Here is a 24,955-nt window from a genome sequence, read left to right as displayed (position 1 = left end):
TTCGCCCTTTCTACTATGGTTATGACGGATTTGGAAAAAAGCAGGCTAAAAGCAGGACAACCCCGTTTCAAAAAACAGGACAACTTATCTGATGATGTAGATTCCTTCACATTTGCATGGTATAATTAGAAAAGTGAAAAAACAGGACAGGAGGGCAAGCATGAATCAAGAACTTATGACATTGGATTTTTGGCAGGATACGGTCATATATGAGGGAAAAACATTTCCTATCGGTACTCTTGCCTGTGATGCGCTGAATGTTCCTGCGGATACCATTTCTAAAATGAACGAGCAATGCGAGAAAATCAATCTTATGCTTGGGGCGATGAATGCGAAACAGGATGCTTCGGCACTCTTTCCTATGGTAAGGGAAGCTGCTCTGGCAATGCTGGATATTCTCAGTAAAACGCCGCCATTCTCCTATATGGATGTTCCAAAACACAGAGAACGGATAGAAAGGGTCTTTACTACGGATTGTGCGTTGAGCCATTTAGAGTGTGTCCAAAAAGCGAACAGCGGCACAATGCAGCTTGAAGACCTCGTAAAATATGAAGATGCAGTACTACTTGAACGTTATACTGCGGTTTTCGGGCATCTGGCATTCTCTCTCGGAGAATACCAAAAGGCAATGCTTGATTTTGCGGAAAAGTCGGATAGCAATGAAGCAGACCGCACCGCAGAGGGCTTTGCAAAGATGTTCGGCAGCTATTTCCCGCCGGAGTTCTCCATCACGGAGGGCAATGCCTGGATGTCTGTGTCCAATCAGTCTGTTCAGTATGTATCCACCATCCGTCCCGGTGAGGATGTGGCAAAACTGGTCAAGCGGATGCACTATGTTTCCTTTGTGGGGATGTTCCGGTCTGATCTCTTTGAGGGCTTATGTGTCGGTCATGCACCGAAGAAATGCAAAATCTGTGGCAAATGGTTTTTGACCACCAATGCAAGGCACACAAAATACTGCGGCGGTTATGCACCGGAGGACAAGCTGCACCGCACCTGTCGGCAAATCGGCAATCTGAAAGGCAGAGAACAGCGAGAGCTTGCAGACGATCATCCGGTTATCCAGATATACGAAAAGCGGCTGAATACCATAAACCGCTATATCAAGCGTGGCAAACTGGACGATGACGTAGCGGAGGTTATGAAGAAACTGGCGAAAGATAAGATGCTCCGGGCAAAAAGCAATGTCGCTTATGCCAAAGGAGCTTATGAGAAAGAAATGGAACAGGCTGCTTTGAAAAAAGAAGCCCTAAAGAGAATTTGAATTTGGAGGTATATCCATGGAAGGAATAAATGCAAACGATAAAATTTATAAAATGTCCTTTTCAAAGGTTTATCCACTTCTTGTTACAAAGTGTGAGAAAAAGGGACGAACAAGAGAGGAAGTAGATCAAGTTACTTGCTGGTTAACAGGGTATAGTAAAGATCAAGTGAATGATTTTCTGATACATGATGTTGCATATGGAGACTTCTTTTTGAATGCTCCCCAGCTTAATCCTAATCGAAAACTGATTACAGGGAAAATCTGCGGAGTTTGTGTAGAAGAAATCGAAGAACCGCTAATGCAGGAAATACGCTATCTGGACAAGCTGATTGACGAGTTAGCAAAAGGAAAACCGATGGAGAAAATATTGAGAAAGTAATAATTGATATTGAGGAGGTTTTAGTATGTGGACTTGTCCAAAATGCGGAAGGGAGTTTAAAAGGACAAATCAAAGTCACTATTGCGGCAAGGCTCCTGAAAGTGTAGATGAATATATTGAATTACAGATTCCAGAAGCGAGAGCGTATGTTGTGGAATTAAGAAATCTAATTCTTCGTTGTGTTCCAGCAGTTAAGGAACAGATTGCTTGGAGTATGCCAGTATATAAGAAAGACAAGTTCTCAATATCTTTTGCTGCCTGTAATAAACATATTAGCCTTTACGTAGATACAAATGTTTTAGAAATATTCAAGTCACAACTAAGTGCTTTTACAATAAGGAAAAATGCAGTCTATCTGCCCTATGAGAAAGAATTACCGATTAAAATAATTGAAAAAATTATAAAACAAAGCCTTGAAGAAATAACGTGAATTTCAGTTTTCTGGAGATTGATAAACGTTATTAAAGTGAAGGGAGGTGCGCTATGCTGAATGATTTTACATGGAATATGACCGGATACATACCGAAGCACCAAGTCAATCCGCACGGTGATGGTCTCATTCCCTATGTGGCAGAGCGCATCTTCCAACTGGAGCCGGAACCGCCAACGGTTAGCAATCCAAATGAACATATTCTGTCTGCATTGCAGGAAAAGAATTTGCTATATTTTTCGTTCTTCCTGCACCACTACGAACCACAGCTCAACAAGCGCATCAAAGGCTTTCTCGGTGTGGATGGCGGCGATCTGTACGACACAGATCGATTTATAGATATAAAGCTATCCTGTCGGGAGCAAATGCTCCAAAAGCTGATGGATTATGATCCTGCCAAGGGTGCGGAGTATGCTACATACATTTTCCCGTTCATACGGGATGCGATGCTCCGTTTCCGTATGGGCGAAGAAAAATGGTCGGTATCCTCTCTGACCAATTACAAAATGGTGCGGTCAATGGCTTGGCTCTACCATAACACCAAGGATGCGGTCAGTGAGTTTTCAAAGAAATACAACTGCGACCTTGCCCTTGCGGAAGAATATTTGAAAGTTGTCCGTGGCATCCGCAATCAGCAGCCATTCTATGTGACGGACGAGGACGGAGAAGAAACAGGCGAAGATGTTGCCCTTGATGATACTTGGAACTATGCCGATATTCTCTGGAATGGCATACAGGCAGAAAAGGTGCAGCGGGCATTTGAGAAGCTAAACTACCGGGAACAGACCTTGCTTGAAAAGCGGCTGGCGATCTGCATGACCTGCGGGCGTGTCGGCTCATGGAAAGGCCGCCCCACCTTTGAGGAACTGGCTGTGATGTTTGAGGGCAGCACAGCCAGCGGTGCAGAGCGAGCCTACCGTAGAGCAGTGGACAAGCTGACGGAGTTTTTGGTTGCCGAGGGTGCTATCCATGCTGTCCGGCTGAAACAGAAATCCAAAACTAAACGCAAAAAGAAAATCGCCACCGCAATCTATGAATATCAAGCAGACTGCGACGGCGAATGGGGCGAGATTTCATTGGATTTTGAGAATGGTACAGCGGAGATCATCCGGCTTGCCGATTGGGATACGATGAAAACAAACCGCTTTGCGAACAAGGCAATAGTCTATCTTCTGAACTGTGAGAATGAGAAGCTGCCAAAGGAAACGATTGTGGCAGCTGAACTATAGAAAGAAAAACCGCTGTATTTTCCACCCTACACGGGAAGAATAATTACAGCGGTTTTTATTCGAGGGATTTCAGACTATGTAGAATCAATATGTGATTATCTGTTACGCCTTGGCGATCAGTATGGGAAAGATCTTTTTATTTTCCGTATTGTCACCTCTTATTAGCAGAAAAATCTGCCGCTTCCGCTATCCACCGCATCAGTTCTACATCGATTTCATCCACATTTCCCACCATCACATGGTGCGTCCAGCGATTTGGATAGGGCTCCGTCGCTACGTCGATTCTTGGAGAATCTATCCGATAACCCAGTCCGAACGTAATTGTCATCCAGATTTCTGGCCGATTCTTTGCCTTGCGGCAGGGATTAAAGGACACAAAAGCGAATCCTCGTTTGTTAGCAAAGGTAATCTGGGTTTTTGCGACCTTAATTTTTACTTCCGGAATCTGTGTCAGAATCTGATCTTCCAGTCGTTCGTAAAGGGGAAGAGCATCCATATGCTCCCCAAAGAAGAAAAGAATATCACTGTTCATGGTTATTCTACCGTTTCTTTCTTGGGACGGAAGAAATCTACCGCAAATGTCAGGAAGTCTGTCATCAGCGGGATGTAGGTTGCAAGAAAGACACCGAAAGCCCCGGCTGCGACAGTCTTTTTGTGCTTGACCGGAACCAATACTCCCAACAGGATACCAATGGAGCAAAGGCAGAATTTAAGACCCGTAAGCATTTTCCAATCTCTCGATTGAATGTAGTGGTCTGCACATCTAAACAGTTGTTTCATCGTAAAAACCTCCTGTGTTTCTGAGATTATGACAGATATGAGAAGCTACAATACTATCTACAACATATTACATTTCTTTGCCTGCCCACCGATTCTTTGCAAGGAAAATTGATAGGAAAGTAATCACCCCTGAAATCAGCAGGAACATAAGGGAGATACCATCTTTAGCCACTGCATATACATCAAAGTATTTTAGAGGTGTTAAATAAAACAGAGCCGGAATACACAAATATTCTGCCACAAAATAAATACAGTAAAATACTATTAAAGCGCCAAAGCCAAAAAGCATAGCCTGTTTGTAGGATTTGCAGAGACTGGATACCCAAAAACCAATCGAGTATAATATGATTTCCGTCAGAAAAAGCCCAACAGTTGTCAACAGAGCCGCATTCTTTTGATCCAGTCCACCCAGAGGAGCGATTGCAGTATAGTAATTACATACACCGCTGACAGCTGCAAGAATAAATAAATTACATACGTTGGCGGCAGCTTTTCCTATAACAATCTGATTTCTGCCTAAAGGTTTTGTGAATAGGTATTCTGCTGTTCCTTGCGTTTTTTCTTTTGCAATGCTTGAAATGCCCAGATAAATCGCATAGGAATAAGCGAGGATTGCCACCCAAAAATAAATACAGCCATACCAACCCAATGCAGTGTTAAGATCTTCACTAACACCAAACATCACCATCAAAATTCTTGGAAAGTCGTTTAGCATTTCTACCAGAATCGGTAAGCTGTCTTTTAAGGAAAGATACTCTATGTACGCAAAGACACAAAGAAGAATGATTATTCCAAGCCATATCAACAGTATTTTCCTTGTAAGTTTCAGTTCCTTTTTTATCAATGATATCATGTTGTTCCCCCCCTATACTGCTAATTTAATGTCTTTCTTCATCAGAATCTTACGAGACAGGAAGAAAAATACAGTGAGTAGAAGCACATACCACAGAAAATAATCCCATTCATAAAAAGAGTTCTCATGAATGTGAGCTGGATGAAAAAACGAAAATGGAGAGAGGTAACTTATTATTCTGCTTCCAATCGTTCTTGAAAAAGCTGTAATACAGTATCCCATAAACACAGCCAAAGATGCTGTCAGCAAAGGAGAACGATTGTTAGGATGCCAGCATCCTAACAATACTCCCATCCCTCCAAAAATCAAAGTAACAAGTGGGAAGGAGCCAGCCAACAGAATAAATTCTAACATAGAGAAGCCAGATTCATACACAATCATTGCTATAAAAGACGCAAGGATATATGCAGCACTCGTAATGCATGTGCCGACAAGTAGACAAAGCACCTTTCCTTTATAAATTTGAATACGCCCGCAGGGTTTTGTGAACAGGTATTCTGCTGTGTTTTCGGTACATTCTTTTGTAAACAGGGATAAGGCAAAGTGCATCCCGAAAATTCCGCCTGCCAAAGCAAAAAACGCATTAAGAAATCCATACATTCCCAGAGGTTCCAAGAGCAGTGCGAGAGAGATGCCGACAGTTTCAAAGAATCCACCCTCTGCAAAGTTTTTAGGCAGAAGCTCTGGCGTTTCAATCATGCTGTAATAGACAGGTATCATAGAGAAAATACAAACGGCAAGGGAAAGACCCCAAATCAGAATATATTTTCGACTACGTTTCCACTCATAATGAAATACAGTCATAGTGTCACCTCTCATTCGTAATAATGAAGAAAGATCTCTTCTAAAGACGGTTCTTCAATCAGAATATCAACCAAAGGTAGTTTATGTAGTTTTTCCATGATGGTCATAACATTGCCATTAAACATAAAAGAAATGGAATTTTGATTCTGTTCCAGGTTGGCAATTCCTGGGATGTCGAAGAACTGCGCAGGGACAGGCTCCTCGGTGGAAAGCGAAATCTTTTTATACCCGTTTTCACGCAATTCCTTCATGGACTGTATAGCAATGAGACGACCTTCTCTCAGAATACATACACGATCACATAGCTTCTGCACTTCGCTCAACACATGAGAGGAAAACAGAATGGTTGTTCCACGGCTGTTTTCTTCTCGAAGAATTTCATAGAATGTCTGTTGGACGAGTGGATCAAGGCCGCTGGTAGGCTCATCCAGAATCAGAAGTTTTGGAGAAGGTAGTAAAGCGGACACGATGCCAACTTTCTTTTTGTTGCCTAAAGACAAATCTCCGATTTTTCTGGACAAATCCAGATTCAGTCTCTCAGCCAGTTCTTCTATTCTGTCATGGCAGTTAACACCATACAGATCTGCAGTATATTGTAACTGCTCTTTCACTTTCAAATTATTATAATAGCAATTCTCGCTGGGAAGATATCCCACGTTCTTTGCGATTTCTGCAGCATGCTGCGTACAATCAAGGCCGAAAATCGTAGCATTGCCGCTTGTGGGTTTGAGCAAGCCCATCAAAGTGCGAATTGTTGTTGTTTTACCAGCACCATTAGGACCGATAAAACCAAAGATTTCGCCCGGCAGAACGGAATATGTGAGATTTTCAATACCTCTGTGCTTTCCATAACTTTTTGTCAGTCCATCTAACATTATCACCGCTTGTTTCATAATAAATATTCCTCCTTGTAGAAATGATATTTTAACATTTTCAGAATATTCTCCATTTCGCACACGATTCTATCAAAATCTGACACACCTTCAATCTCGTCTTCAATACCGTATCCAATATGCATCAATGTGCGGAACAGTAGTGGCGCATCTTCGGGATGCTTGAATTTGACCAGATCGGCATCACGGAGCATCAGATCATGCAAGTGTTTTTCACCTTCTTGCATTAAGTCCTTAATGTGCTCCGAAATTTCAATGGATGGCTCTTTTGCAACACTTATAATAAAAGCGGCGATATAGGGATTCTTTTTCAAATTATCTATCTTCATGATTATGGCTTGCTGTACACGATCAAAGAAATCTGCGTTTGCATATAACGCCTGTTCCTGATAAGCTGCTTTCATTTGTGTGCTGCTGTGTTCAACCAGATATTCATAGAGGTTTTGCTTTGTACCAAAATATTGAAAAAGGGATGCCTTAGAGATGCCCGCCATTTTTGCAATGTCGTTAATCGATGCTTTTTCGTATCCATGCTGAGAGAAGCAAGATAGTGCTGCATTTCTAATTAAGGTTTGCTTTTCGTCAGAAAGTGCTAAAAATTTTTCCATAATAACCTCCAACAAATAACCGATTCGGTTATTTTGCTATACTATATCACGAATAACCGATTCGGTCAATACAAATGTGCGTTTTTGTTCATAAAAATCGCCCGTGAGATATCTCCCACGGGCGGCAAAATAATCAGCTTTCTAAAGGCTTATATTCAGTTACAGTTTTCAAATAGGTTTCAGGATTGCCGTTCAAAATCAAGTCTGCATATCCAATCGGGTCAGTGTAAATCAGATAGTCAAGCTCTGACCGCTGATACATATTGTCAGCAACTTCATTCTCCACGGCGATGGTATCAATGGCAATCATGCTGCCATCAAAGAATTTCAGCTCCACACAAGCGGTATCCATGTTAAACTCACAAGAAATCAATCTATCCATAAGAAACCTCCATTTTACGGGATGTTAGATTATCCCAAAATATTTGAATGCTTCTCGGATTGCTTTCTCTTTTTCTGGCGGACACAGGGGCTGTCTGGAATCTTCGGATTTTGGCAGATTGTAGTTCTTGCCAACCTCAATCCCACATTTCCGCTTAATCTGTGAGATATACAGGTTAGACACCTTTAATCCGCTATGTTCCAGTACATAGTCCTTGATCTGCGTGTAGGTTGCCCCATCCTGAAATTCGGACATATCCATATCTTCCAAAGAGAACTCAACCCGAATCTTTTTCGAGTCGACCTCGCCCTTGGAAAGCAAGACAACCGTCTCGATATTCGCGGTCGATGGGAACATGTCCACGCAACAGGTCTTCTTCACGCGGTAGCCCGCATTCTGAAGAATCTCGAGATCCCGTGCAAGACTGGTCGGTTTACAGGATACATAAACCATACGTTTTACGCCGAAACCGATGATCTTATGGATCGCCTTCGGATGGATGCCTTCTCTCGGCGGATCGAGAATGATCAAATCCGGCTTCTCCGTGAGCTCATCCACCACCTTCAGCACGTCTCCGGCGATAAAATCACAGTTGGTCAGTCCGTTTAATCCGGCATTGACCTTCGCTGCCTCCACGGCTTCTTCCACGATCTCCACGCCGGTCACATGCTCTGCCACCGGTGCAAGAATCTGGGCAATGGTGCCGGTTCCGCTGTAAAGATCGAAAATGGTCTTCGGGGCCTGGTCCCCTCCGTCCAGCGCATACTCCCGGACCTTGCCGTAGAGAACCTCCGCCCCCCGGGAATTGGTCTGGAAGAAAGAGAACGGGGAGATCTTAAAATGGAGTCCAAGCAGTTCTTCCGTGATAAAGTCCTCGCCGAACAGAACCGCCGTCCCTTCATCTTTCACGACATCTGCCGCCGAATCATTATACGTATGCAGAATTCCGCGAAGATCTGCGGAAAGATCGAGTCCCCGGAGTACGTTCACATACTCGTCCAGCAGGGCGTTTTCCTCCTCTTTGGCCATATTGGTCGATGTCACAAGATCTACCAGAAGCTGAGAAGTATTCGCGGTTCTTCTCACCAGAAGATGGCGAAGATAACCGGTATGCTGTACTTTCTGATAGAATGGGATTTCCTTTTTTTCAAAGAATTCTTTGGTTGCGCGAAGAACTTTCCGGAAATCTCCGTTGACGATACAGCACTGGTCTGTGGTGATAATGTCATAAAATCCGCCTCTTCTGTGATGGCCGAGGGCGAACGGTCCGTCCTTGCACTCATCGCCGAAGGTGTATTCCATCTTATTGCGGTATTCATGTTCATCCGGGCTGGCATAGATGCCCTCAAAATGAAGGTCCGGACATACCGGTTCCAGCAGATGCAGAACCTGCTCCTTCTTGATCTCAAGCTGCTTTTCTTCCGGAACGGTCTGGTAGACGCAGCCGCCGCAGATTCCAAAATGCGGACATCGAACATCCGAGGTCTCCAGGTCGGACGGCTTCAGAACTTCATGGAGAAGCCCTTCCATCTTTCCGCCGGTGCGGCGTTTTGTAAAGCGGAAACGAACGGTCTGCCCCGGGATCACATTTTTCACCCATACATATGCGGTATCACCGCTTTCCGGTGTCCGCTCCTCCTCCGGAATGGTCACGCGGACATATCCGCGGTTCGGGAACTCCACTTTCTCAACATATCCGTCATAGATATTGCCTTTTTTCATCGGTATCATCCTTCCTGTCTTCTTTTACAGTCTTCTTTCACAGTCTATTTTTGCTGTCTTTCTTCACTGTCTTTCTTTACTGTCTCTTTTCGCTGTTTTATTCACTGTCTTTTTCACTGTCTTTTTTCACAGTCTTCTCATCCGGTATTCCAAACAACCCATTCACAGGATGCTTTCCGGCATGTGAGAGACACCGGCGGATCCATTTTCAGCATCCCTTTGGCGCTTCTTCCGCCGTCTATTCCGGGCTGTCGCTTCGTTATTCTGCGGACTCTAACCATTCTATCAGAAATCCCTCTTTTCGCAAGAATGATTAAACCGTCTTCCCTATATCAGCGTGTGCATCCATGCGGAGCATTTTGCCGGCAGGTTTATGCAGCAGGGATTTTCGGAGAAATTTCCTATGAAGCAGGAAAAGGGCCGACGCACTAACATGAGTTAGTGCGCCAGCCCCTTGCCTATCTCTTTTTGCTTCTCGCAAAGCACATAAAATTTTCGGTCTTATGCGATATTCGAAACCTCGCCCTCTTCATTGAAGGTATAGGTCTTTCCGTCAATCACAACTGTTCCGGTGTAGAAGAAACCGTTCGGATCTACCCAGTGCGCATGGAGCTGACCGTCCTCACCGAGGCAGTAGTAAACCTCCGTCTTTCCGGTGGCGATCGGTCCCGTTCCGTCTGCGTTCAGGAAATACCCTCTGGTCACGCCGTTTTCGGTGATCATAAGACTCGGCGCGCTGATGACAGAGAAGGTACGTCCGTCCTCCAGTGTCACGGAGGATCCGTCCGCCGATACCGTACCGACCCCCCGGAAGGATACCCCGGCGATATCGCCGCTCACGGTGCGGAGCGTTCTGCTCTGTCCGTTCTCTACCGTCACTCTGGTTGCCACCTCTGCGGTCTTTCCGCCGATCTCAACCTTCGAAAGAGAAGTTTTGATACCGCCATCTTCCGTAACGGTTCTGGTCACGGACGCACCGCTTGCGGATGTCACAGCGTTTCCTTTTTCCTCCCCGTAACCGGCCGGCGGATTGCCGGAATCATCCGAATCATCGGAACCACCGTTCATTTCGTTCTCGTTCTTCTTGATTGCGGACAGCACGGCGCTCAGCTCGACGCCGCCGCCCCGCGGAACAACCAGTGTATAACTTCCGTCCGCGTTCTTTGTCAGAAGCGCATCGCCGTTCTTCACCGCGTCGAGCTGATATCCATCGGCGGTCTTCACACGGATGATGACCTCCTGTGCTTCCTTCGCCGTATCGTATGTCGTTCCGTTTGCTCCGACAACCCGGGTCGTTCCGGAAAGGCTGATCACACCGTTCTCCACCTCATCGGTGCGAATGATGTAATTGACATTCTTCAGAATCTCTTCGGCTTTTTCCCTCTTTTCAGACCAAGAAAACGCATCGGTTTCCGGATCATACCCGGATACTTCTTCTGCTTTCACGAGATCTCCGCCGCTCTTCAGTTCCCATACCGTGACATTCAGTTCTCCTTCTTCCATTCCCGGTTGCGCCCCGAAATCCTGGGTGTGAATCGCCGCGCTTTCACCGCTCAGCGTTCCATCCACCACACAATTCGCGGTACCAAAATTAGCGCCAACGCGAAGACCTTCTTCTCCGCTCATATCCTTTCCGACAAAGACATCAATCTTCCCGAGATTCCCCTCCAGGGAAGCTCCCGCTCCTGTAGAGGTAACGCTTCCGTTTACAATAATAACAGTGTTTGCGTCCTTTGCTTTGCTTACATCTTTTCCCGCCAGTTCGAGATTTGTAACAATTCCATCGGCCCTCGCAGCCTCCGGGGCCGTACTCTTCGCCGCAGCGGATACATCTCCTTTCACAATAACGGTTCCGCTGCCCACAGCAACACCGCACGCCTGTGCTTTGGCATTACTGCTCTCGGCTGTAGCCGTCACATTGCCATCCACCGTAAGCTTCGTCCCATCCGTTATTTGAAGCCCATCTGCTCTTGCACCGGATGCTTCGCTGCCCTTTGCGAACGCCGTGACATTCCCCGTTACATGGACCGATGTATTCTCTCCATCCTTTTGATAGATATTTACTCCTGTTGCGGAAAATTCAGACGCTTCGCCACTTTTTCCTTCCGCTCGTCCTTTCTGCCCGCTGATGGCCACTTCGATACCGCCCGCAACCGATACATCGCTGTCGTATGCGACAACACCGTACACAGACTCTTGTTCATCCGTTCCGCTGACCTTAACGCCATGCTTCACCGTAACGTCACTGTTTGCCGAGCTGACTCCGGTTGATTTTGCCTCAACCGCTCCTTCTACGTCGACATGTGCCTCCTTCTTTGCCTGCACACCGATTCCGTTGGATTTAACATTCCCTTCGATCCTGACGTTAGAACCATCAAATGCTGATACAGCCGGGACCCTATCCCCCCCGTCTGTCATCTCAACATTTCCGTCAATATCGACCGTCGACTTAGAGGAAGCGTTCACCGCCTCATTTTTGGACTTGACATCGCCCTTCTGCTCTACGGCCGACCCGTTGTCCGCAAGAATACCACAGTCCTCCGCGTCGATCTTACCCTCATGCTTCTCCTCTTTGCCGTCCGTCTTCGAGACCGCATACTCATGCGCCATATCGGCCATCGCACCGATAGGGGATGACATCGCCAGACATACCGCCGCCGCGATGCTCACCCCCTGTTTCAAAAAACGTTTTCTCATTGGTTCCTCCCCGTCCTTGATCTTTTCCGGATATGACATTCCAAAATGTTATTTATCATTATAATTTAACCATTTTTTCTTTTCAATGACTGCAGCGAACGTATTGAGGACCGTTTTTTTGCTTTCGGTTACATTGACTCTGTCGTCCGGCGCAGACTCCTTCCGCAGCAGAGTAGACCAACTCCCGTCTGCCGGTATTATGGAAATATCCGATACCATTCCGGGAATCCTGGAATATGGCTGATTTATAACAGCGGACAGCTGCCCTTGAATTCAAGAGCAGCTGTCCCCCTGCGATCTTTCTTATTCTCTGATAGAACTACAGCATCTCCCCCTGATGCTTTGCCAGAAACACCGCCAGATGCACTCTCATATGGCGGACCGCTTGTTCCGAAAGCTTATTCTCACCTTTCTTCAGACACCAGTCGATGAGTTCGCTCCGCTCCAGTTCCAGAACAAAATCCACCATTTCGTCCGTAGACAGGTCTGTCCGGATCTCACCGTTCCGCTTCCCCTCCTCAAAGATCTCTTTCAGAATGCCGGAATATGCTCTGGAATCTGACCAGAAATCAATATTAGTCGTATGCTGGAACTGTGAGATATAAAGATTCGTCAAAAGATCCGGACCGATGCTTTTTTCCATGTAGTTCAACATGGAGTGATGAACCCGCAGAACCTTTTCCACCGCGCTCATCCCCGGAGAAAGCGCCCGGAAGATCTCCTCATATTTCTGGTCAAACAGCTCATACAGCCGGTCGAGAAGTTCCGCCTTGGCGTGAAAATAATAATAGAACCGGCCCTTGCTGCATTCGGCTTCCTCCAGAATGTCCTGCATGGTCACATTTTCGTATCCCTTCTCCCGAAAAAGCTTCCAGGCCGCCTCCAGAATCATCTGGCGCTGCCGCTGCTCATTCTTCTCATCCTTGGTTCTCACAACTCGTTTCCCCCATCCATTCCAATGCCCCGCAGCGGGCTACGGGGCATATCCATCTTGTCTTATCCTTGTTTATTTTCTTTTGCCGGTGCCGGCCCGTCACGGGAAATCGCCTCCCGTATGACGTCATTGGCATAATTCGCCGGCCATTATGAGAGGGAATAAATTTCCTCATACTTCCGGTTCAGATACCGCAGAAACGGTCCGGCATCCAGCCCCTGTCCGGTCAGCCGGCGGATCATCTCCGTCCCGGTATATACACAGCCGTACTGCCGGATCCGCCGATCCATCCACCCGTTCAGGCGTTCAAAACGTCCCTCCGCGATATCTCCGTAAATATCCGGAATCTCCTTTAAAAGCTGTTCCAGGATCTGCCCGTCGTAGATATTTCCCAGGGCATAGCTCTGGAAATATCCGATGAAATCGCCGGCCCAGTGCATATCCTGAAGAATGCCCTCCGTGTCGTCCTTCGGCCGTATCCCGAGATAGGCCTCATAACGGTCATTCCACGCCTCCGCCATGTCCTCCGCAGACAGCGCTCCGGAAAAAAAGTCCCGTTCCATCTCATACCGCAGAATCGCATGAAGGCTGTAGGTCACCTCGTCCGCGGAGATCCGTTTCACCGACGGTGCCACACGGTTCGTCCCGCGGTAAAACTCCTCCTCCGGGATCTCCCGGTACCTCGGAAATGTCTCCGCGAGCATCGGATAATAATGCTGCCAGTATTCCCGGCTCCGGGCGATCATGTTTTCGTTGAACCGGGACATCGCCTCGTGGAAGCCGCCTTCAATGCCGCCCCACATTCCGGCTTCATTGACTTCCCCGGAGCCTCCCGTCGCGTACATGGCATGCCCCGCCTCATGCATACAGGTATAGATCAGGTCAATGCTGCCGTTCCGGTAGGTGGAAATCCGGGAGTCTCTCGGCCCCATGAACGAGGTGAATCCGTGAATCACCTGGTCGTTGAAATATCCCCGGCTCTTCCGGTATCCGCTCTCGTAGGCCAGTCTTCTCGCAAACTCCGACATTTTCTCCGGATCCTCTTCCCGCGTGCGGAAGCGGTCGTCCAGAGAGATGCCGGCATTCTTTCCCACTCCATCGATTATATCACCGGTTGCATGACTGTCCGTTTTTCGGTTTACTTTTTCGATCCGTTCCATCAGCTTGCGGATCCCCGTTTTCAGCGCCTCAAATTCCCGGTCGACATCCGCCGTCTCAAGCCCTTCGTCCGTCAGATCCACCAGCGTGTCAAAGGCCGGTCTCTCCGGACAGATTCCGAGAGCAATCTCTTTTTTCAGCACAAAAGCCCTGTCCAGATACGGAAGAAAGATCCGGTAGTCTTTTGCCTCCCGCGCTTCCTTCCATTTTTTCATCAGATCAACCTTGAAGAGATTGTATTCTTTTTCCTTCTCTTCGGGCCTTCCGACCGCGTTGCGGTACCGGTACAGAAACGTCCGGACCACGCCCCGGGAAAGATCGTTTTCCAGAGAATCCAATCCCGCCTCCCGGAAATATTCCGCCGCTTTCTTTGCTTCCGGCGACCGGAACAGCCCGTCCTTTTTCTCTGCGACAAATGCCGCCGTCTTCTGACGGTACTCCGCCCCCTCTTCCGGAAGCTGCGTCCACTGGTCCAGCTGGAACAGCGACTCAATCGACTTATAGTACCGAAACTGCCGGGTGATGTCCTCCACCACCCGATACATTTCCCGAAAACTCATGTTGGTTCCTTCCTCAACTCACATCATCTTACATCATCACCGACACACCCGGTCCCAGCGGAAGATTCAGCGCGATCCAGACGATGGTCTGAACCACAAATACCGCGACAAAACCGACGGCATACGGCAGCATGTAGGCGATCAGAGAGCCCATTCCGAAATTTTTATCGTATTTCTTCGCCATGCCGAGGGCAATCGGAATGTACGGATAGATCGGTGTGATCGCATTGGTACAGGTATCGCCGATCCGGTAGATCACCTGGGCAAATGCCGGTGAATAGCCGAGATTCATCATCATCGGGACAAGGATCGGGGCGAAAATGTACCATTTTGCACTTCCGCTGGTCATAAACAGGTTGACAACGGAACATAAGATGATAAAGAACAGGATCATCGGAATTCCGGTGAACCCCACCGCCTTCAGCAGATCGGAGCTCTTCACGGCGATGATCATTCCGAGATTGGTATAAGAAAACATGTCGATGAACTGCGCGATCACAAAGACAAGGACAATGTATCCCGTGAGGCTCGTCAGCGACTCTGCCATAAACTGCGGAATCTGATCCGCACTGGTCAGTGTTCCCGCGGTCTTACCATAGATAATGCCCACAAAGATGAAGTACAGAATCAGGATCGGCACAAGACCGGTGATCAGCGTTCCGTTCAGAATGCTGCCGTCCTCGCCTCTCATAAAGCTGTTGGCCGGAAGAGTGATCGCCGCAAAAAACGCGATGTACAGGAGGGTAAAAATGCCGGAGGCCTTCAGTCCGCGCAGTTCCTTCTCGGTGATGTCGCTCTCACGGCCTTCATTTTCTCCCTGATACGTTCCGAGTCTCGGAGCGATAAATGCCTTATTCACAAATACGCCGACGGCGGTCAGTGTGACGGTCGCCGCGATCATGAAATACCAGTTACAGGTGGCATTGACATGATAATCCGCTGCGAGAAGCTGTGCCGCCGTCTCCGATACGCCGCTGAGAAGAACGTCCGTTCCGGTCGGGATCAGCGCTGCGGTAAACCCCGCATTGGTTGCCGCGTAACCGGCCAGAAGTCCCGCAATCGGATGCATTCCCACAACCTGAAATGCCGCTGCCGCAAGGCTCGGAACCACAACGATCGACGCCTCGGAAGCGATGCTTCCGTTAATTCCGATGAAAAATACCGTTGCGCTGAGGGCCCATACCGGAACGCCCAGAATGGCTTTCCGCATTGCCGTATTCAGCATACCGGTTCTCTCCGAGAAGCCGATGGCCATCTGCATTGCCAGAACCAGTCCCAGCGGAGTAAAGGTCTGGAAATTTTTCAGAAGATTGGTCAGAAGCCACACGAATCCGTCCGTGCTGATCAGGTTCCTGACCACAACCTCTTCCCCCTTGGTCGGATTGATGACGCTGACGCCCGCATAAGACAGCACCGCGCTCACCACCGCCAGGATCAGACAGAGCCACAGGAACAATACCCAGGGATGCGGAAGTGCATTTCCCACCCGCTCGATGAAGTCCAGAACTCCGCCGCGTTTCGTTGTTTTCTCTTCAGCCACCGCGTTCATACTCATTTTCCCCTCCTTGTCATTTTCTGAAAACCGAAGCAAAACACACTCCGCCTGTTCGCCGCTCAATCGTCGATACAGCTTCGCAGATTTCGCCCGGTAGTGCGGCAGTCGCCATGGCCTCACATAAGAACAGGCTTTGGCATTTTTGCCGCATAACATCAGAGCACAGACCGGGGTCGAAACATAATCAGACCGCGGTCTATATCAGACTACAGTCTAATTATAATTTCTTTTCGCAAAAAAACAATATTGAAAGTTTATATTCTCAATTCTTTTAAATTCAATGTCATTTTACACATAATTACAGTTTTCTACAAAATCCGTCTTTTCCCTAATCCTCCCTGTAACGTCGAAGGTGCTGTCGCATTAGTTGATTTTTCAACTGGTGCGCAGCACCTTTTCGTATACCAAGGGGCTGGTGCACTAACTCAAGTTAGTGCGCCAGCCCCTTCCATCGTCAATCTGATTTCATCGAAGTATCTGCGAAATTACTCCTCGTCTGCCTTGGCCTCTTCGGTCTTTTCGCATTTCTCACACTTCTTTACCGGCTCGTCATCCTCGTAATCGAACTCATCCTCGTAATCATCGTCGAAATCATCCTCATAGTCATCGAGGTAATCCGGTGTGAAGAAGCGGTATACCGCATAAGCGATCACAGCAATCACAGCAACTGCGCCGACAATAGAGAGAACCCAGATGATCCATCTCTTCTGCTTCTCCTCCTCTTCCTGTTTGTGGAGGAACTCGGATAATTTTGTCGCGTTCATGATCTCCTCAACCTTTGCAAGTGCATCACTTCTCACGTTATCAAATCTGTTCATACGACCACGCTCCCTCTCATTCTACGGCTCTGCCGTGATTTATTTTCTGAAAATATTATAGCACGAAAGCACAAGTCAAGTAAACACTTGTGTTGATCCGGAATTATTGCTCGATAGCAGATGTTCTGCATCGGATCGGCTGATCGGGGAGATCGCCGGTCTTACATATTATTGGTCGACTTTCTTGAGTTTCGCAAATCCGGCGAGCATCTTCTTCTGTCCGACGCGGTCAAACTCGACCGTGACCTCGTAATCGCGGCCCTCGTCTTTGATTGCCTTTACGGTTCCGGCGCCGAATTTGATGTGGGACACGCGGTCGCCCTCTTCATAGTTGAGATGATCCGGCTTGGTCATCGCAGAGCCTTTCTGAATTCCGCCCAGCCCTTTCTTTGCAGCGCCTGTCGCCGATACACTCTTTAAACCGGCCGACCCGCGATAGCTGCTGCCTCGGTCTGCGCTGCCATATCCGGCCCCGCCGCCAAAAGCTGCTCCTTTTCCGAATCCGGAACTGCTGCCGGAACCTGCGCCGCCGAAGCCGGTTCCGCCGCCAAAGCCGAAACCGCCACCGAAGCCGGAACTGCTGCCAAAGCCGTTACCGCTTCCGGTAGACCGCCCTCTCGCCGACGGAGTCTCCCACGGAAGCCCGTCGGAATCCTCCCAGTCATATCTTCGGCGCTCCGAGCCGTAACCGCCGCCGAACCGGGATCCGTAACTCATACCGCCGGACAGATCCTTAACCTCGATCATATTCTCCGGGATCTCCTCGACAAAGCGGCTGACCGTCTCGCCCATCGTCTGTCCGTGAATCATTCGCTGCATCGCCGCCGTGAGGGTGAGTTTTTTCTCCGCCCGGGTAATGCCGACATAGCAAAGTCTGCGCTCTTCTTCGATGGCGGACGGATCGCCGTCCGAAATCGCCATGCCACTCGGGAAGAGACCGTCCTCCATGCCGCTCATGTAGACATACGGAAACTCCAGTCCCTTTGCGGAGTGGAGTGTCATCAGCACCGCCCGGTTTTCCGAATCGTCCATGCTGTCGATATCCGCGACAAGCGCTACTTCTTCCAGAAATCCGTCCAGCGTCGGGTGATCGGTTCCATTTGCGTAGCTGACGGCTTTGTTCTCCAGCTCGTCGATATTTTCCAGACGGGCCTCGGCCTCTACTTCCCCTTCCGCCCGGATCTCATCGCGGAGTCCGGTCTCGTCGAGAACCGCCTCGATCAGATCCCGGATGCTGATCTCGTTTGCGCGAATCCGGAAATCTTCAATCTGCTCCACGAATTTCTTCATTCCGTTCAGCGCTTTTCCGGCGGACATGATATTTGACGCGGACTTCAGTCCACGATAAAAGCTCATGCCGTTCGCTGCGGAAAAATCGATGATCTTTCCGACGGAGGCCGCACCGATCCCGCGCTTCGGAACATTAATGATGCGCTGCACGGCGATATCGTCGAGACCGTTCGCGATGGTCTTCAGATACGCGAGAACATCCTTGATTTCCTTTCGCTGATAGAAGTTCACACCGCCCACCAGCCGGTACGGAATGTTATACTGAAGGAATTTTTCCTCAACGATTCGGGACTGGGCGTTTGTCCGGTACAGCACGGCAAAATCGGAATAGTCCGCCTGACACGCCGCCTTGCGGGAAATGACATCTTTCGCGATTCCCTCGGCCTCCTCGTAGGCATTGCTGTAAAGTTCAAAGGTGACCTTGTCGCCCTGGTCGTTGTCCGTCCAGAGCTTCTTATCCTTCCGGCCGCGGTTGTTCGCGATGACTTCATTGGCCGCATCCAGAATGCTCTTCGTCGAGCGGTAGTTCTGCTCCAGTTTGATGACCTTCGCACCCTCAAATGCCTTCTCAAAGCTCAGAATATTGTGGATATCCGCGCCTCGGAAACCGTAAATTGACTGATCATCATCGCCCACCACGCAGAGATTGCGGTGCCGTTTTGCCAGAAGGTCGATAAGGCGAAACTGCACCGTATTGGTGTCCTGATATTCATCCACCATGATGTAGCGGAACCGGTCCTGATAATAATCCAGCACCTGCGGGTATTTCTCAAAAAGCTGCACCGTCTTCACGAGAAGATCGTCAAAGTCGAGAGCATTGTTCTTTTTGAGTTCCTTCTGATACTCCATATAGCAGTTCGCAAAGATTTTCCCCGGGAAGGAACCTCCGTTGTCGTCCATGTACTGCTCTTCGCCGATCATCGCGTTCTTGGCGGCAGAGATCTCGCCGAGCACGGATTTTTCCCGGAATTTCTTCGGATCGATGTTCAGCCGTTTCAGAATCTGGCGCATCAGCGCCTTCTGATCATCGGTGTCGTAGATGGAAAAGCTGTTTCCGTATCCGAGATTATCGATATACCGCCGCAGGATCCGGACGCACATGGAGTGGAAGGTGGAAACCCAGACGCTCTCCGCCCCCTGTCCCACGATCCGGTCGACACGCTCCCGCATCTCGGCGGCTGCTTTGTTGGTAAATGTGATCGCGAGAATGTTCCACGGCGCCACATTCATTTCCCCGATGAGGTAGGCAATGCGGTGCACCAGCACTCTCGTCTTTCCCGAACCCGCGCCGGCAAGGATCAGCAGCGGTCCTTCCGTCGACGCCACTGCCTCGCGCTGCATCGGATTCAATGTATTCAAATCGATCATAGATCCTCCAAATCGCACAGTTGTTCTGCTTTGCTGAATGTTAAGTATAATACATCCGAGGAAAAAAAGCGAGGGTGGGAATCTCTTGAAACATCGTTTTCATTACTATATAATGTTATTTGATTCCACATATGATTCAAAACACAGGCAAATGTTGTGTTTTACGTACAATATGTATGCCGGAGTTCCTTTTTCATCCGGTAAATTCATGGAACCAAGCACCAGAGGGAACAGACTATGCGATCGAATGACGAAAAATTCAAATCAATTCTGGAATACATCGACCGCCTGGACCACATTGATCCGGGGGAGATTCCGGGAATCAACTTATATATGGATCAGGTTCTCACGTTTATGAATGAACGGCTCTCCGGCACCCAGCATAAGACGGAAGGTCCGGTCATCACCAAGACGATGATCAACAATTACGCGAAGAACCATCTCTTCCCGGCGCCGGTCAAGAAAAAGTATTCCCGAGACCACATTCTGATGCTGATTCTGATCCTCTATTACAAAAATGTCGTCTCTCTGTCGGACATCGAGGAGATCCTGACGCCACTCGGCGACCTGTACACCGGCCCGAATGCGAATCCGGATCTGCCGTCCATCTACCGTGAAGTCTTTTCTCTTGAAACGGATCAGCGGGAACGGCTGAAACAGGATATCCGTGAGAAGTTTGACCGCGCGAAGGAGACCTTCCCCGAGGCGGAGGAAGAAGACCGGGAGCGCCTTCAGCTCTTTGCTTTTCTGAGTGAGCTCGCCTTCGATGTCTACCTGAAAAAGGAAATGATCGAGCTCGTGGCCGATGAGCTCCGCAGCGAACACCCCGACAACAAAAAACATAAATGAACTGAAACAGGTATTCCTCATACGTCTGCCGTTATGAGAAATACCTGTTTTTTGAAATCCTTTTTTTAATCGTAATGTCACTGACGTTTTTGACCGATACCGCATGCCGGTCCCGCAGGTGCGGAAGCCTTTTCTGCTTCCATTTTACTACTTTAGCGGGGCATTTGTCTTCTTGAGTTCCGCGATGTACTCAAAACCAAACGACTCAATCTGATCCAATACTTTTCGGAACTTCTCTCCCATTTCACTCAGATTGTATTCCACGCGAGGCGGTACTTCCGCATACACCGTCCGGGTTATCAGGCGGTCTTCTTCTAATTGCCGAAGCTGCCTTGTCAGCATAGTTCTGGTAATCCCCGGGATATTTCTCTGCAGTTCGTTGAATCGCTGTGTTCCGGTGCTTAGCTGAAACAAAATGACGATGGCCCATTTGCCCTGCAATACCCGCTGCGTTGTTGCAAACGGACACTGTCCATAGATGCTCTGCATATGTTTTTCTCCTGTATTCTCCACAATAGTATCAAAAATGTGACTATGTAGTATAAATGTGCGTACTTTTATTTTTGACTCCAGATTCTATAATGATGATATCGCAGGCAAACAAAAATAGCAATCACATGGAGGAAAACAAACATGGCAAATTACAGCAAAGTAAACACAGCAAACGATACCAGAACAGAGCTTCACGACGTACTCGGACTTACCGGTGCGGAAGTGAGCATGAACCATCTTCCCGCAGGAACCGGCGTTCCGTTCGTGCACGCTCATAAGAAGAACGAAGAGATCTACATTGTCTTATCCGGAAAGGGCAAGGCTGTTGTCGATGGTGACGAGATCCCTCTTCAGGCAGGAGACGTCGTTCGTATCTCTCCGGAAGGTAAGAGACAGTTCTCCGCGGCATCAGATTCCGAACTGAGTTACGCATGTATTCAGGTCAAAGCAGGATCCCTCGAAGGTTATACCGCCGAGGATGCCGTGATGTGCTGAATCGGTACCACAATCCGGGTTATCCGACGAGATGCAACACGCTTCGCGAGTTACGAGCGTTTCGCGGCAGTCGCCAAGGCCTCGTGTAAACACAGGCTTTGGCCCGTTGTTTGCGTAAAATGAGAGAGAAGCGGTTCAACCCCGCTTCCCTCTCTCGTTTTATCAAACATTTGAAATGCGTCCCGCATTTATCATTTGGGAAATTCCCCCATAAGGAACCCTGAGTGAGCTCGCCTTTGATGTCTACCTGAAAAAGGAAATGATCGAGCTCGTGGCCGATGAGCTCCGCAGCGAACACCCCGACAACAAAAAACACAAATGAACTGAAACAGGTATTCATCATACGTCTGCCGTTATGAGAAATACCTGTTTTTTGAAATCCTTTGTTTTTTTAATCGTAATGTCACTGACGTTTTTGACCGATACCGCATGCCGGTCCCGCAAGTGCGGAAGCCTTTTCTGCTTCCTGTTCCGGATTTACCAAAAGATCGGAATACTCCGGATGCTTCTGAAACCATTTAATCGAATAAGAACAGGATAATTCTGCTTTACGTCCGTCTTCTCTCAAAAGATTTGCAACATGCTCTGTTATTCTTCCGGCTATTCCCTGTCCGCCCAAAGATGGATCCACCTCTGTATGTACCAGATTAACCACTCCCGGTCTAATCTCTGGATAGTCAAGTACCGCTATTTTCTTTCCACTTTCGTCCGCAAGCCATGTACTCGATCCGTTCGATTTAAATTCCATAATCCATCCTCTCTTTCAAAACATTTTCCCGGCAGTTTCAGGACTCCCCTGTCTGATTCATGCACCTATCTGCTGATAACCACATTATAGATAGTACGCAATACATATCAAGTACGCAGTTTTTGTATGCTTGGTAAGAAAAAGCATACCATTATGGCATAGAAGATCCTGAAGAGGATGTGCCTCTTCAAGATCTTCTGATACTATCGTTTTTCCGCCTCCTTTCGAATGGTTCCGACTTTCTTATCACTTCGAGTATCTCTTCCATCCTTGTTACGGATTGTTCCAGCCGGGAGGCCAAACTTCTTTTCCAATGTTCCTACCGTGCAATCGCTTCTAATCTTTCTCGACACAGTCTCACCTCCATTCTATACATTCCTGAAACATGTCCTAAGACAAATCAGTCATCATCATCGAAACAAACATCGTCCGACGCAAAATCATCTCCGTCATCGTCATTATCATCGGCTTCATCCATCACCTGCATTCCGAAAGCAGCTTCCATTGAGCTGATGTTCCCATCTCGATTCAGGTCGTTAAAACCAAAATCAAACAATCCGCGTCTTTTCATCTTCGTGCCCTCCTCGTAATCACACAACAGCAAATCCATCTCTGGACAATGACATTTTACCTTACCCTACGGTTCCTCCTCCGCTTCCTATGCATAACCGGTGTTCCATCAAGGTGCCATACCGAACTATGGTATTTACGTACAGTAGCCGGTTTTGATCTATTAACATATTCATTGTCATAGTCAAATTCGTGTAAAGCCTCTCTATGTCTTGCAAACTGAATGTAATGCATTCCAGCGTGATTGTTATTTGCCATAGTGTCGCACCTCACATCTTCTGAAAACCAAAACCCAGAGTTTCAACGATCAACCTCAATAGCTGTCACATCACCTTTGTGATACAGATATTATGCCTCAAGATGTTATTCTGTTTTTGGGCTGAAAGTGTTATCTGTTGAAAAATGTCTCTTCGTATTCTTCACCATCCCTCCTCCAAAACTTTTGAAGTTCTTTCACAGAATGAGAATCAAAGCCAAGGATTTCTCGATTCTTTAATCCTTGCGCCACGACCATCTCCCAAAACTCACTTCTGTAGTTGTTCTTACGACGTGTCGAAGAAATATTTCTTTCCAACAGAATTTCGTCCATCTCATATTGCTTCAAACAATCTATAATCTCTTCCGACATCCTCCAACAGCCATCCGAAAAAGGCATGATCTTATGAAAAATCCGATCGGGATGCGCAATAACATCAAAGTATCGTCTTTCAATCCCTCTAAGCATCCCTTTTCCGAGCGCCTTGAATTCCATTTCTGCATCTTGACCCTCAAAGCTATAATGCCCTGTTACGGTTTCAGAGAAATGCTGTCCCATGATCAAAACATCCAACGCCTCATCGTTTCGCAGCCGTTTAATGTAATCATCAAATGCCGAAAGGTACTCAATTTCCAAACCACACAGGATTTCAATCATTCCATCATATTTGGACTTTAGGTCATGCATGGAAGATTTATATTCCGGTAATTGCTCTATATCCATCCGATTTCCAAATGGATTTCCCGGAAACGGAGCATGATCCGTAAATACGATCCTGTCCGCACCCAATTCTAAAGCTTTCTGAACATAATTTTCATCCGAATCCATGCTAGCATGCTTACACCGCCAAGTATGGACATGGAAAATTTCGTTTCTTATGGGTTTGTATGCCATAAATTCTTCATCTCCAGCCTTTATCAGCCTACATTTGTGAAGACCCGTCTTGCAGGCAAAGCGCCAATATCCTCATCGCTCCGCCTGCAAGCACACGTCGTTTGCTCAATGTGCACTGATCTTCACATCAACCGTATACTCTGGGCTAACAGAAGATACTACCCTCTGATAGATTTCCCAAACACTGAGTTTTGCAAAACGTTCCGCATCAGCCTGAGAATTCTCTTCCTCAAGAGTCTTCTCCATATCTGTCAGAACTTTACAACGCAGTGTAGAGGACTCCTCTTCCGATAATTTCGGATCGCCAAATGCCAGAACACCATGAATCGTTTCTGACTGCTTGGTGTCTGCCTCATTCAGGCGAATATCCATTACCGGTTTCGGAACTTCAATCGTAACAACCTTGCGGTCTTCATCCACAGAAACATTCTGTTCACAGAGACCGCCAAGATCAACGGAGTACGAAGCCACACCTGCGTATCGCACAAGCTGGGCCTTCTTTCCAATCTCCATAAAAAAGCCATCATCGACCAGCTTCATAATATGATCGACTTTCCTCGTGCAAACGACCAGATTCTTTTCACGAATCGGCGCGTCAACAATTGCCTCCTGAAAGGATGCCGTGAGATCCTTCTCGATCTCATACTTTTCCTTCGCGGAATCATCATCTAAAGAAGCTGCCGTGACTTCTTTAAGCCATCCCGCGTTCCGTGCAATAGAAAAAAACTTCATTCCCAGAGAAAATGTCAGAGCCGCGGAAAGAACACAAACAAAGAAACACTTAAAAAATGTCTTCATACAGCAAAGCCCTCCTTTAACATAAATCATTCACTTGATCTGAAATCATTATGCCATGGAGGGCTTGATAATTATTGGGCAAATAGTGTCTTTATATTATTTTTAAAAATCTCACTCTTTGGCCAGAGG

At 47.7% G+C, this 24,955-nt stretch carries 25 protein-coding genes; 6 read left to right on the top strand and 19 right to left on the bottom strand.

What is annotated here, in order from left to right:
* Positions 1 to 160 precede the first annotated feature (160 nt).
* The 4 genes from BR86_RS0109585 to BR86_RS0109570 are packed head-to-tail and all read left to right on the top strand — an operon-like array spanning position 161 to position 3,302.
* Positions 161 to 1,264 carry a DUF6076 domain-containing protein gene (locus BR86_RS0109585; RefSeq protein WP_031473398.1) on the top strand — a complete coding sequence of 368 codons (1,104 nt, stop codon included), beginning with the start codon at positions 161 to 163 and terminating at the stop codon, positions 1,262 to 1,264.
* Between the two features lie 16 nt (positions 1,265 to 1,280).
* On the top strand, positions 1,281 to 1,643 hold the full coding sequence (locus BR86_RS0109580; RefSeq protein WP_031473396.1) for a DUF2200 domain-containing protein: 363 nt from the start codon (positions 1,281 to 1,283) through the stop codon (positions 1,641 to 1,643).
* Positions 1,644 to 1,668: 25 nt separating this feature from the next.
* The gene (locus BR86_RS0109575; protein ID WP_031473394.1) at positions 1,669 to 2,073 is read left to right on the top strand and encodes an iron chaperone; all 405 of its coding nucleotides are present in this window, start codon (positions 1,669 to 1,671) and stop codon (positions 2,071 to 2,073) included.
* 53 nt (positions 2,074 to 2,126) lie between these two features.
* A complete protein-coding gene (locus tag BR86_RS0109570) occupies positions 2,127 to 3,302 on the top strand; it encodes a sigma-70 family RNA polymerase sigma factor (RefSeq protein ID WP_031473392.1) in 1,176 nt (391 codons plus the stop codon).
* A 151-nt stretch (positions 3,303 to 3,453) separates the two neighbouring features.
* On the opposite strand, the gene BR86_RS0109565 is transcribed toward BR86_RS0109570, so the two are convergent.
* The 14 genes from BR86_RS0109565 to BR86_RS0109495 all read right to left on the bottom strand — a co-directional run bounded on the left by BR86_RS0109565 (position 3,454) and on the right by BR86_RS0109495 (position 19,724).
* Complete coding sequence (locus BR86_RS0109565; RefSeq protein WP_031473390.1) at positions 3,454 to 3,834, bottom strand: DUF5655 domain-containing protein; 381 nt, start codon at positions 3,832 to 3,834, stop codon at positions 3,454 to 3,456.
* Positions 3,835 to 3,836: 2 nt separating this feature from the next.
* Complete coding sequence (locus BR86_RS14715) at positions 3,837 to 4,082, bottom strand: hypothetical protein (RefSeq protein WP_038288442.1); 246 nt, start codon at positions 4,080 to 4,082, stop codon at positions 3,837 to 3,839.
* 67 nt (positions 4,083 to 4,149) lie between these two features.
* Complete coding sequence (locus tag BR86_RS0109555) at positions 4,150 to 4,935, bottom strand: ABC transporter permease (RefSeq protein ID WP_031473386.1); 786 nt, start codon at positions 4,933 to 4,935, stop codon at positions 4,150 to 4,152.
* A 12-nt stretch (positions 4,936 to 4,947) separates the two neighbouring features.
* On the bottom strand, positions 4,948 to 5,739 hold the full coding sequence (locus BR86_RS0109550; protein ID WP_031473384.1) for an ABC transporter permease subunit: 792 nt from the start codon (positions 5,737 to 5,739) through the stop codon (positions 4,948 to 4,950).
* 11 nt (positions 5,740 to 5,750) lie between these two features.
* Positions 5,751 to 6,632 (bottom strand): ABC transporter ATP-binding protein, encoded by an 882-nt coding sequence (locus BR86_RS0109545; protein ID WP_031473382.1) that lies wholly within the window; start codon positions 6,630 to 6,632, stop codon positions 5,751 to 5,753.
* Positions 6,629 to 7,240 (bottom strand): TetR/AcrR family transcriptional regulator, encoded by a 612-nt coding sequence (locus tag BR86_RS0109540; protein WP_031473380.1) that lies wholly within the window; start codon positions 7,238 to 7,240, stop codon positions 6,629 to 6,631. The genes BR86_RS0109545 and BR86_RS0109540 overlap by 4 nt, the downstream gene beginning before the upstream one ends.
* Before the next feature lie 133 nt (positions 7,241 to 7,373).
* The gene (locus tag BR86_RS0109535) at positions 7,374 to 7,622 is read right to left on the bottom strand and encodes a DUF6061 family protein (protein WP_031473378.1); all 249 of its coding nucleotides are present in this window, start codon (positions 7,620 to 7,622) and stop codon (positions 7,374 to 7,376) included.
* Positions 7,623 to 7,646: 24 nt separating this feature from the next.
* A complete protein-coding gene (gene rlmD, locus BR86_RS0109530; protein WP_031473376.1) occupies positions 7,647 to 9,344 on the bottom strand; it encodes a 23S rRNA (uracil(1939)-C(5))-methyltransferase RlmD in 1,698 nt (565 codons plus the stop codon).
* 501 nt (positions 9,345 to 9,845) lie between these two features.
* Complete coding sequence (locus BR86_RS0109525) at positions 9,846 to 12,041, bottom strand: hypothetical protein (RefSeq protein ID WP_031473374.1); 2,196 nt, start codon at positions 12,039 to 12,041, stop codon at positions 9,846 to 9,848.
* 319 nt (positions 12,042 to 12,360) lie between these two features.
* A complete protein-coding gene (locus BR86_RS0109515) occupies positions 12,361 to 12,975 on the bottom strand; it encodes a TetR/AcrR family transcriptional regulator (RefSeq protein ID WP_051684721.1) in 615 nt (204 codons plus the stop codon).
* Between the two features lie 149 nt (positions 12,976 to 13,124).
* On the bottom strand, positions 13,125 to 14,693 hold the full coding sequence (locus BR86_RS0109510) for a gluzincin family metallopeptidase (RefSeq protein ID WP_031473370.1): 1,569 nt from the start codon (positions 14,691 to 14,693) through the stop codon (positions 13,125 to 13,127).
* A gap of 28 nt (positions 14,694 to 14,721) precedes the next feature.
* Positions 14,722 to 16,248, bottom strand: coding sequence for an AbgT family transporter (locus BR86_RS0109505; protein WP_242841594.1), 1,527 nt, complete (start codon positions 16,246 to 16,248; stop codon positions 14,722 to 14,724).
* A gap of 485 nt (positions 16,249 to 16,733) precedes the next feature.
* Positions 16,734 to 17,066, bottom strand: a complete 333-nt coding sequence (locus BR86_RS0109500) for a hypothetical protein (protein ID WP_031473366.1) — start codon at positions 17,064 to 17,066, stop codon at positions 16,734 to 16,736.
* A gap of 168 nt (positions 17,067 to 17,234) precedes the next feature.
* Positions 17,235 to 19,724: an ATP-dependent helicase gene (locus BR86_RS0109495; RefSeq protein WP_031473364.1), complete on the bottom strand. Its 2,490-nt coding sequence runs from the start codon at positions 19,722 to 19,724 to the stop codon at positions 17,235 to 17,237.
* 237 nt (positions 19,725 to 19,961) lie between these two features.
* Between BR86_RS0109495 and BR86_RS0109490 the strand changes: the two genes are divergently transcribed.
* Positions 19,962 to 20,573: a DUF1836 domain-containing protein gene (locus tag BR86_RS0109490; protein ID WP_031473362.1), complete on the top strand. Its 612-nt coding sequence runs from the start codon at positions 19,962 to 19,964 to the stop codon at positions 20,571 to 20,573.
* Positions 20,574 to 20,720: 147 nt separating this feature from the next.
* Here the strand turns inward: BR86_RS0109490 and BR86_RS0109485 are convergent, their stop codons facing one another.
* Positions 20,721 to 21,062, bottom strand: coding sequence for a winged helix-turn-helix transcriptional regulator (locus BR86_RS0109485; RefSeq protein ID WP_031473360.1), 342 nt, complete (start codon positions 21,060 to 21,062; stop codon positions 20,721 to 20,723).
* Positions 21,063 to 21,206: 144 nt separating this feature from the next.
* Between BR86_RS0109485 and BR86_RS0109480 the strand changes: the two genes are divergently transcribed.
* Positions 21,207 to 21,560: a cupin domain-containing protein gene (locus BR86_RS0109480; protein ID WP_031473358.1), complete on the top strand. Its 354-nt coding sequence runs from the start codon at positions 21,207 to 21,209 to the stop codon at positions 21,558 to 21,560.
* 403 nt (positions 21,561 to 21,963) lie between these two features.
* Here BR86_RS0109480 and BR86_RS0109470 read toward each other — a convergent pair whose 3' ends face one another.
* The 4 genes from BR86_RS0109470 to BR86_RS0109455 form a co-directional block, all read right to left on the bottom strand.
* Complete coding sequence (locus tag BR86_RS0109470) at positions 21,964 to 22,308, bottom strand: GNAT family N-acetyltransferase (RefSeq protein WP_075034470.1); 345 nt, start codon at positions 22,306 to 22,308, stop codon at positions 21,964 to 21,966.
* 400 nt (positions 22,309 to 22,708) lie between these two features.
* Positions 22,709 to 22,879, bottom strand: a complete 171-nt coding sequence (locus tag BR86_RS0109465) for a hypothetical protein (protein ID WP_154661377.1) — start codon at positions 22,877 to 22,879, stop codon at positions 22,709 to 22,711.
* Between the two features lie 387 nt (positions 22,880 to 23,266).
* Entirely contained in the window at positions 23,267 to 24,028 is a 762-nt protein-coding gene (locus BR86_RS15250) for a PHP domain-containing protein (protein ID WP_051684720.1), read from the bottom strand.
* A gap of 105 nt (positions 24,029 to 24,133) precedes the next feature.
* Positions 24,134 to 24,826, bottom strand: coding sequence for a DUF4230 domain-containing protein (locus BR86_RS0109455; RefSeq protein WP_031473348.1), 693 nt, complete (start codon positions 24,824 to 24,826; stop codon positions 24,134 to 24,136).
* Positions 24,827 to 24,955 lie beyond the last annotated feature (129 nt).

Source organism: [Clostridium] aminophilum DSM 10710 (genome assembly GCF_000711825.1).
GTDB classification, from domain to species: Bacteria; Bacillota; Clostridia; order Lachnospirales; family Lachnospiraceae; genus Clostridium_R; species Clostridium_R aminophilum.
The sequence above is the reverse complement of the archived record's forward strand: the minus strand, read 5'-3'. Positions and strand labels throughout refer to the sequence as shown.

What these genes read in the sequence shown, in the direction of transcription:
- BR86_RS0109495 (WP_031473364.1), bottom strand. Translation starts at nt 19,724, where the DNA reads ATGATCGATTTGAATACATTGAATCCGATGCAGCGCGAGGCAGTGGCG.
- BR86_RS0109500 (WP_031473366.1), bottom strand. Translation starts at nt 17,066, where the DNA reads ATGAACAGATTTGATAACGTGAGAAGTGATGCACTTGCAAAGGTTGAG.
- BR86_RS0109485 (WP_031473360.1), bottom strand. Translation starts at nt 21,062, where the DNA reads ATGCAGAGCATCTATGGACAGTGTCCGTTTGCAACAACGCAGCGGGTA.
- BR86_RS0109545 (WP_031473382.1), bottom strand. Translation starts at nt 6,632, where the DNA reads ATGAAACAAGCGGTGATAATGTTAGATGGACTGACAAAAAGTTATGGA.
- BR86_RS0109470 (WP_075034470.1), bottom strand. Translation starts at nt 22,308, where the DNA reads ATGGAATTTAAATCGAACGGATCGAGTACATGGCTTGCGGACGAAAGT.
- BR86_RS0109555 (WP_031473386.1), bottom strand. Translation starts at nt 4,935, where the DNA reads ATGATATCATTGATAAAAAAGGAACTGAAACTTACAAGGAAAATACTG.
- BR86_RS0109525 (WP_031473374.1), bottom strand. Translation starts at nt 12,041, where the DNA reads ATGAGAAAACGTTTTTTGAAACAGGGGGTGAGCATCGCGGCGGCGGTA.
- BR86_RS0109510 (WP_031473370.1), bottom strand. Translation starts at nt 14,693, where the DNA reads ATGAGTTTTCGGGAAATGTATCGGGTGGTGGAGGACATCACCCGGCAG.
- BR86_RS0109580 (WP_031473396.1), top strand. Translation starts at nt 1,281, where the DNA reads ATGGAAGGAATAAATGCAAACGATAAAATTTATAAAATGTCCTTTTCA.
- BR86_RS0109505 (WP_242841594.1), bottom strand. Translation starts at nt 16,248, where the DNA reads ATGAGTATGAACGCGGTGGCTGAAGAGAAAACAACGAAACGCGGCGGA.
- BR86_RS0109455 (WP_031473348.1), bottom strand. Translation starts at nt 24,826, where the DNA reads ATGAAGACATTTTTTAAGTGTTTCTTTGTTTGTGTTCTTTCCGCGGCT.
- BR86_RS0109535 (WP_031473378.1), bottom strand. Translation starts at nt 7,622, where the DNA reads ATGGATAGATTGATTTCTTGTGAGTTTAACATGGATACCGCTTGTGTG.
- BR86_RS15250 (WP_051684720.1), bottom strand. Translation starts at nt 24,028, where the DNA reads ATGGCATACAAACCCATAAGAAACGAAATTTTCCATGTCCATACTTGG.
- BR86_RS0109490 (WP_031473362.1), top strand. Translation starts at nt 19,962, where the DNA reads ATGCGATCGAATGACGAAAAATTCAAATCAATTCTGGAATACATCGAC.
- BR86_RS0109585 (WP_031473398.1), top strand. Translation starts at nt 161, where the DNA reads ATGAATCAAGAACTTATGACATTGGATTTTTGGCAGGATACGGTCATA.
- BR86_RS14715 (WP_038288442.1), bottom strand. Translation starts at nt 4,082, where the DNA reads ATGAAACAACTGTTTAGATGTGCAGACCACTACATTCAATCGAGAGAT.
- rlmD (WP_031473376.1), bottom strand. Translation starts at nt 9,344, where the DNA reads ATGAAAAAAGGCAATATCTATGACGGATATGTTGAGAAAGTGGAGTTC.
- BR86_RS0109575 (WP_031473394.1), top strand. Translation starts at nt 1,669, where the DNA reads ATGTGGACTTGTCCAAAATGCGGAAGGGAGTTTAAAAGGACAAATCAA.
- BR86_RS0109565 (WP_031473390.1), bottom strand. Translation starts at nt 3,834, where the DNA reads ATGAACAGTGATATTCTTTTCTTCTTTGGGGAGCATATGGATGCTCTT.
- BR86_RS0109465 (WP_154661377.1), bottom strand. Translation starts at nt 22,879, where the DNA reads ATGAAAAGACGCGGATTGTTTGATTTTGGTTTTAACGACCTGAATCGA.
- BR86_RS0109480 (WP_031473358.1), top strand. Translation starts at nt 21,207, where the DNA reads ATGGCAAATTACAGCAAAGTAAACACAGCAAACGATACCAGAACAGAG.
- BR86_RS0109570 (WP_031473392.1), top strand. Translation starts at nt 2,127, where the DNA reads ATGCTGAATGATTTTACATGGAATATGACCGGATACATACCGAAGCAC.
- BR86_RS0109540 (WP_031473380.1), bottom strand. Translation starts at nt 7,240, where the DNA reads ATGGAAAAATTTTTAGCACTTTCTGACGAAAAGCAAACCTTAATTAGA.
- BR86_RS0109550 (WP_031473384.1), bottom strand. Translation starts at nt 5,739, where the DNA reads ATGACTGTATTTCATTATGAGTGGAAACGTAGTCGAAAATATATTCTG.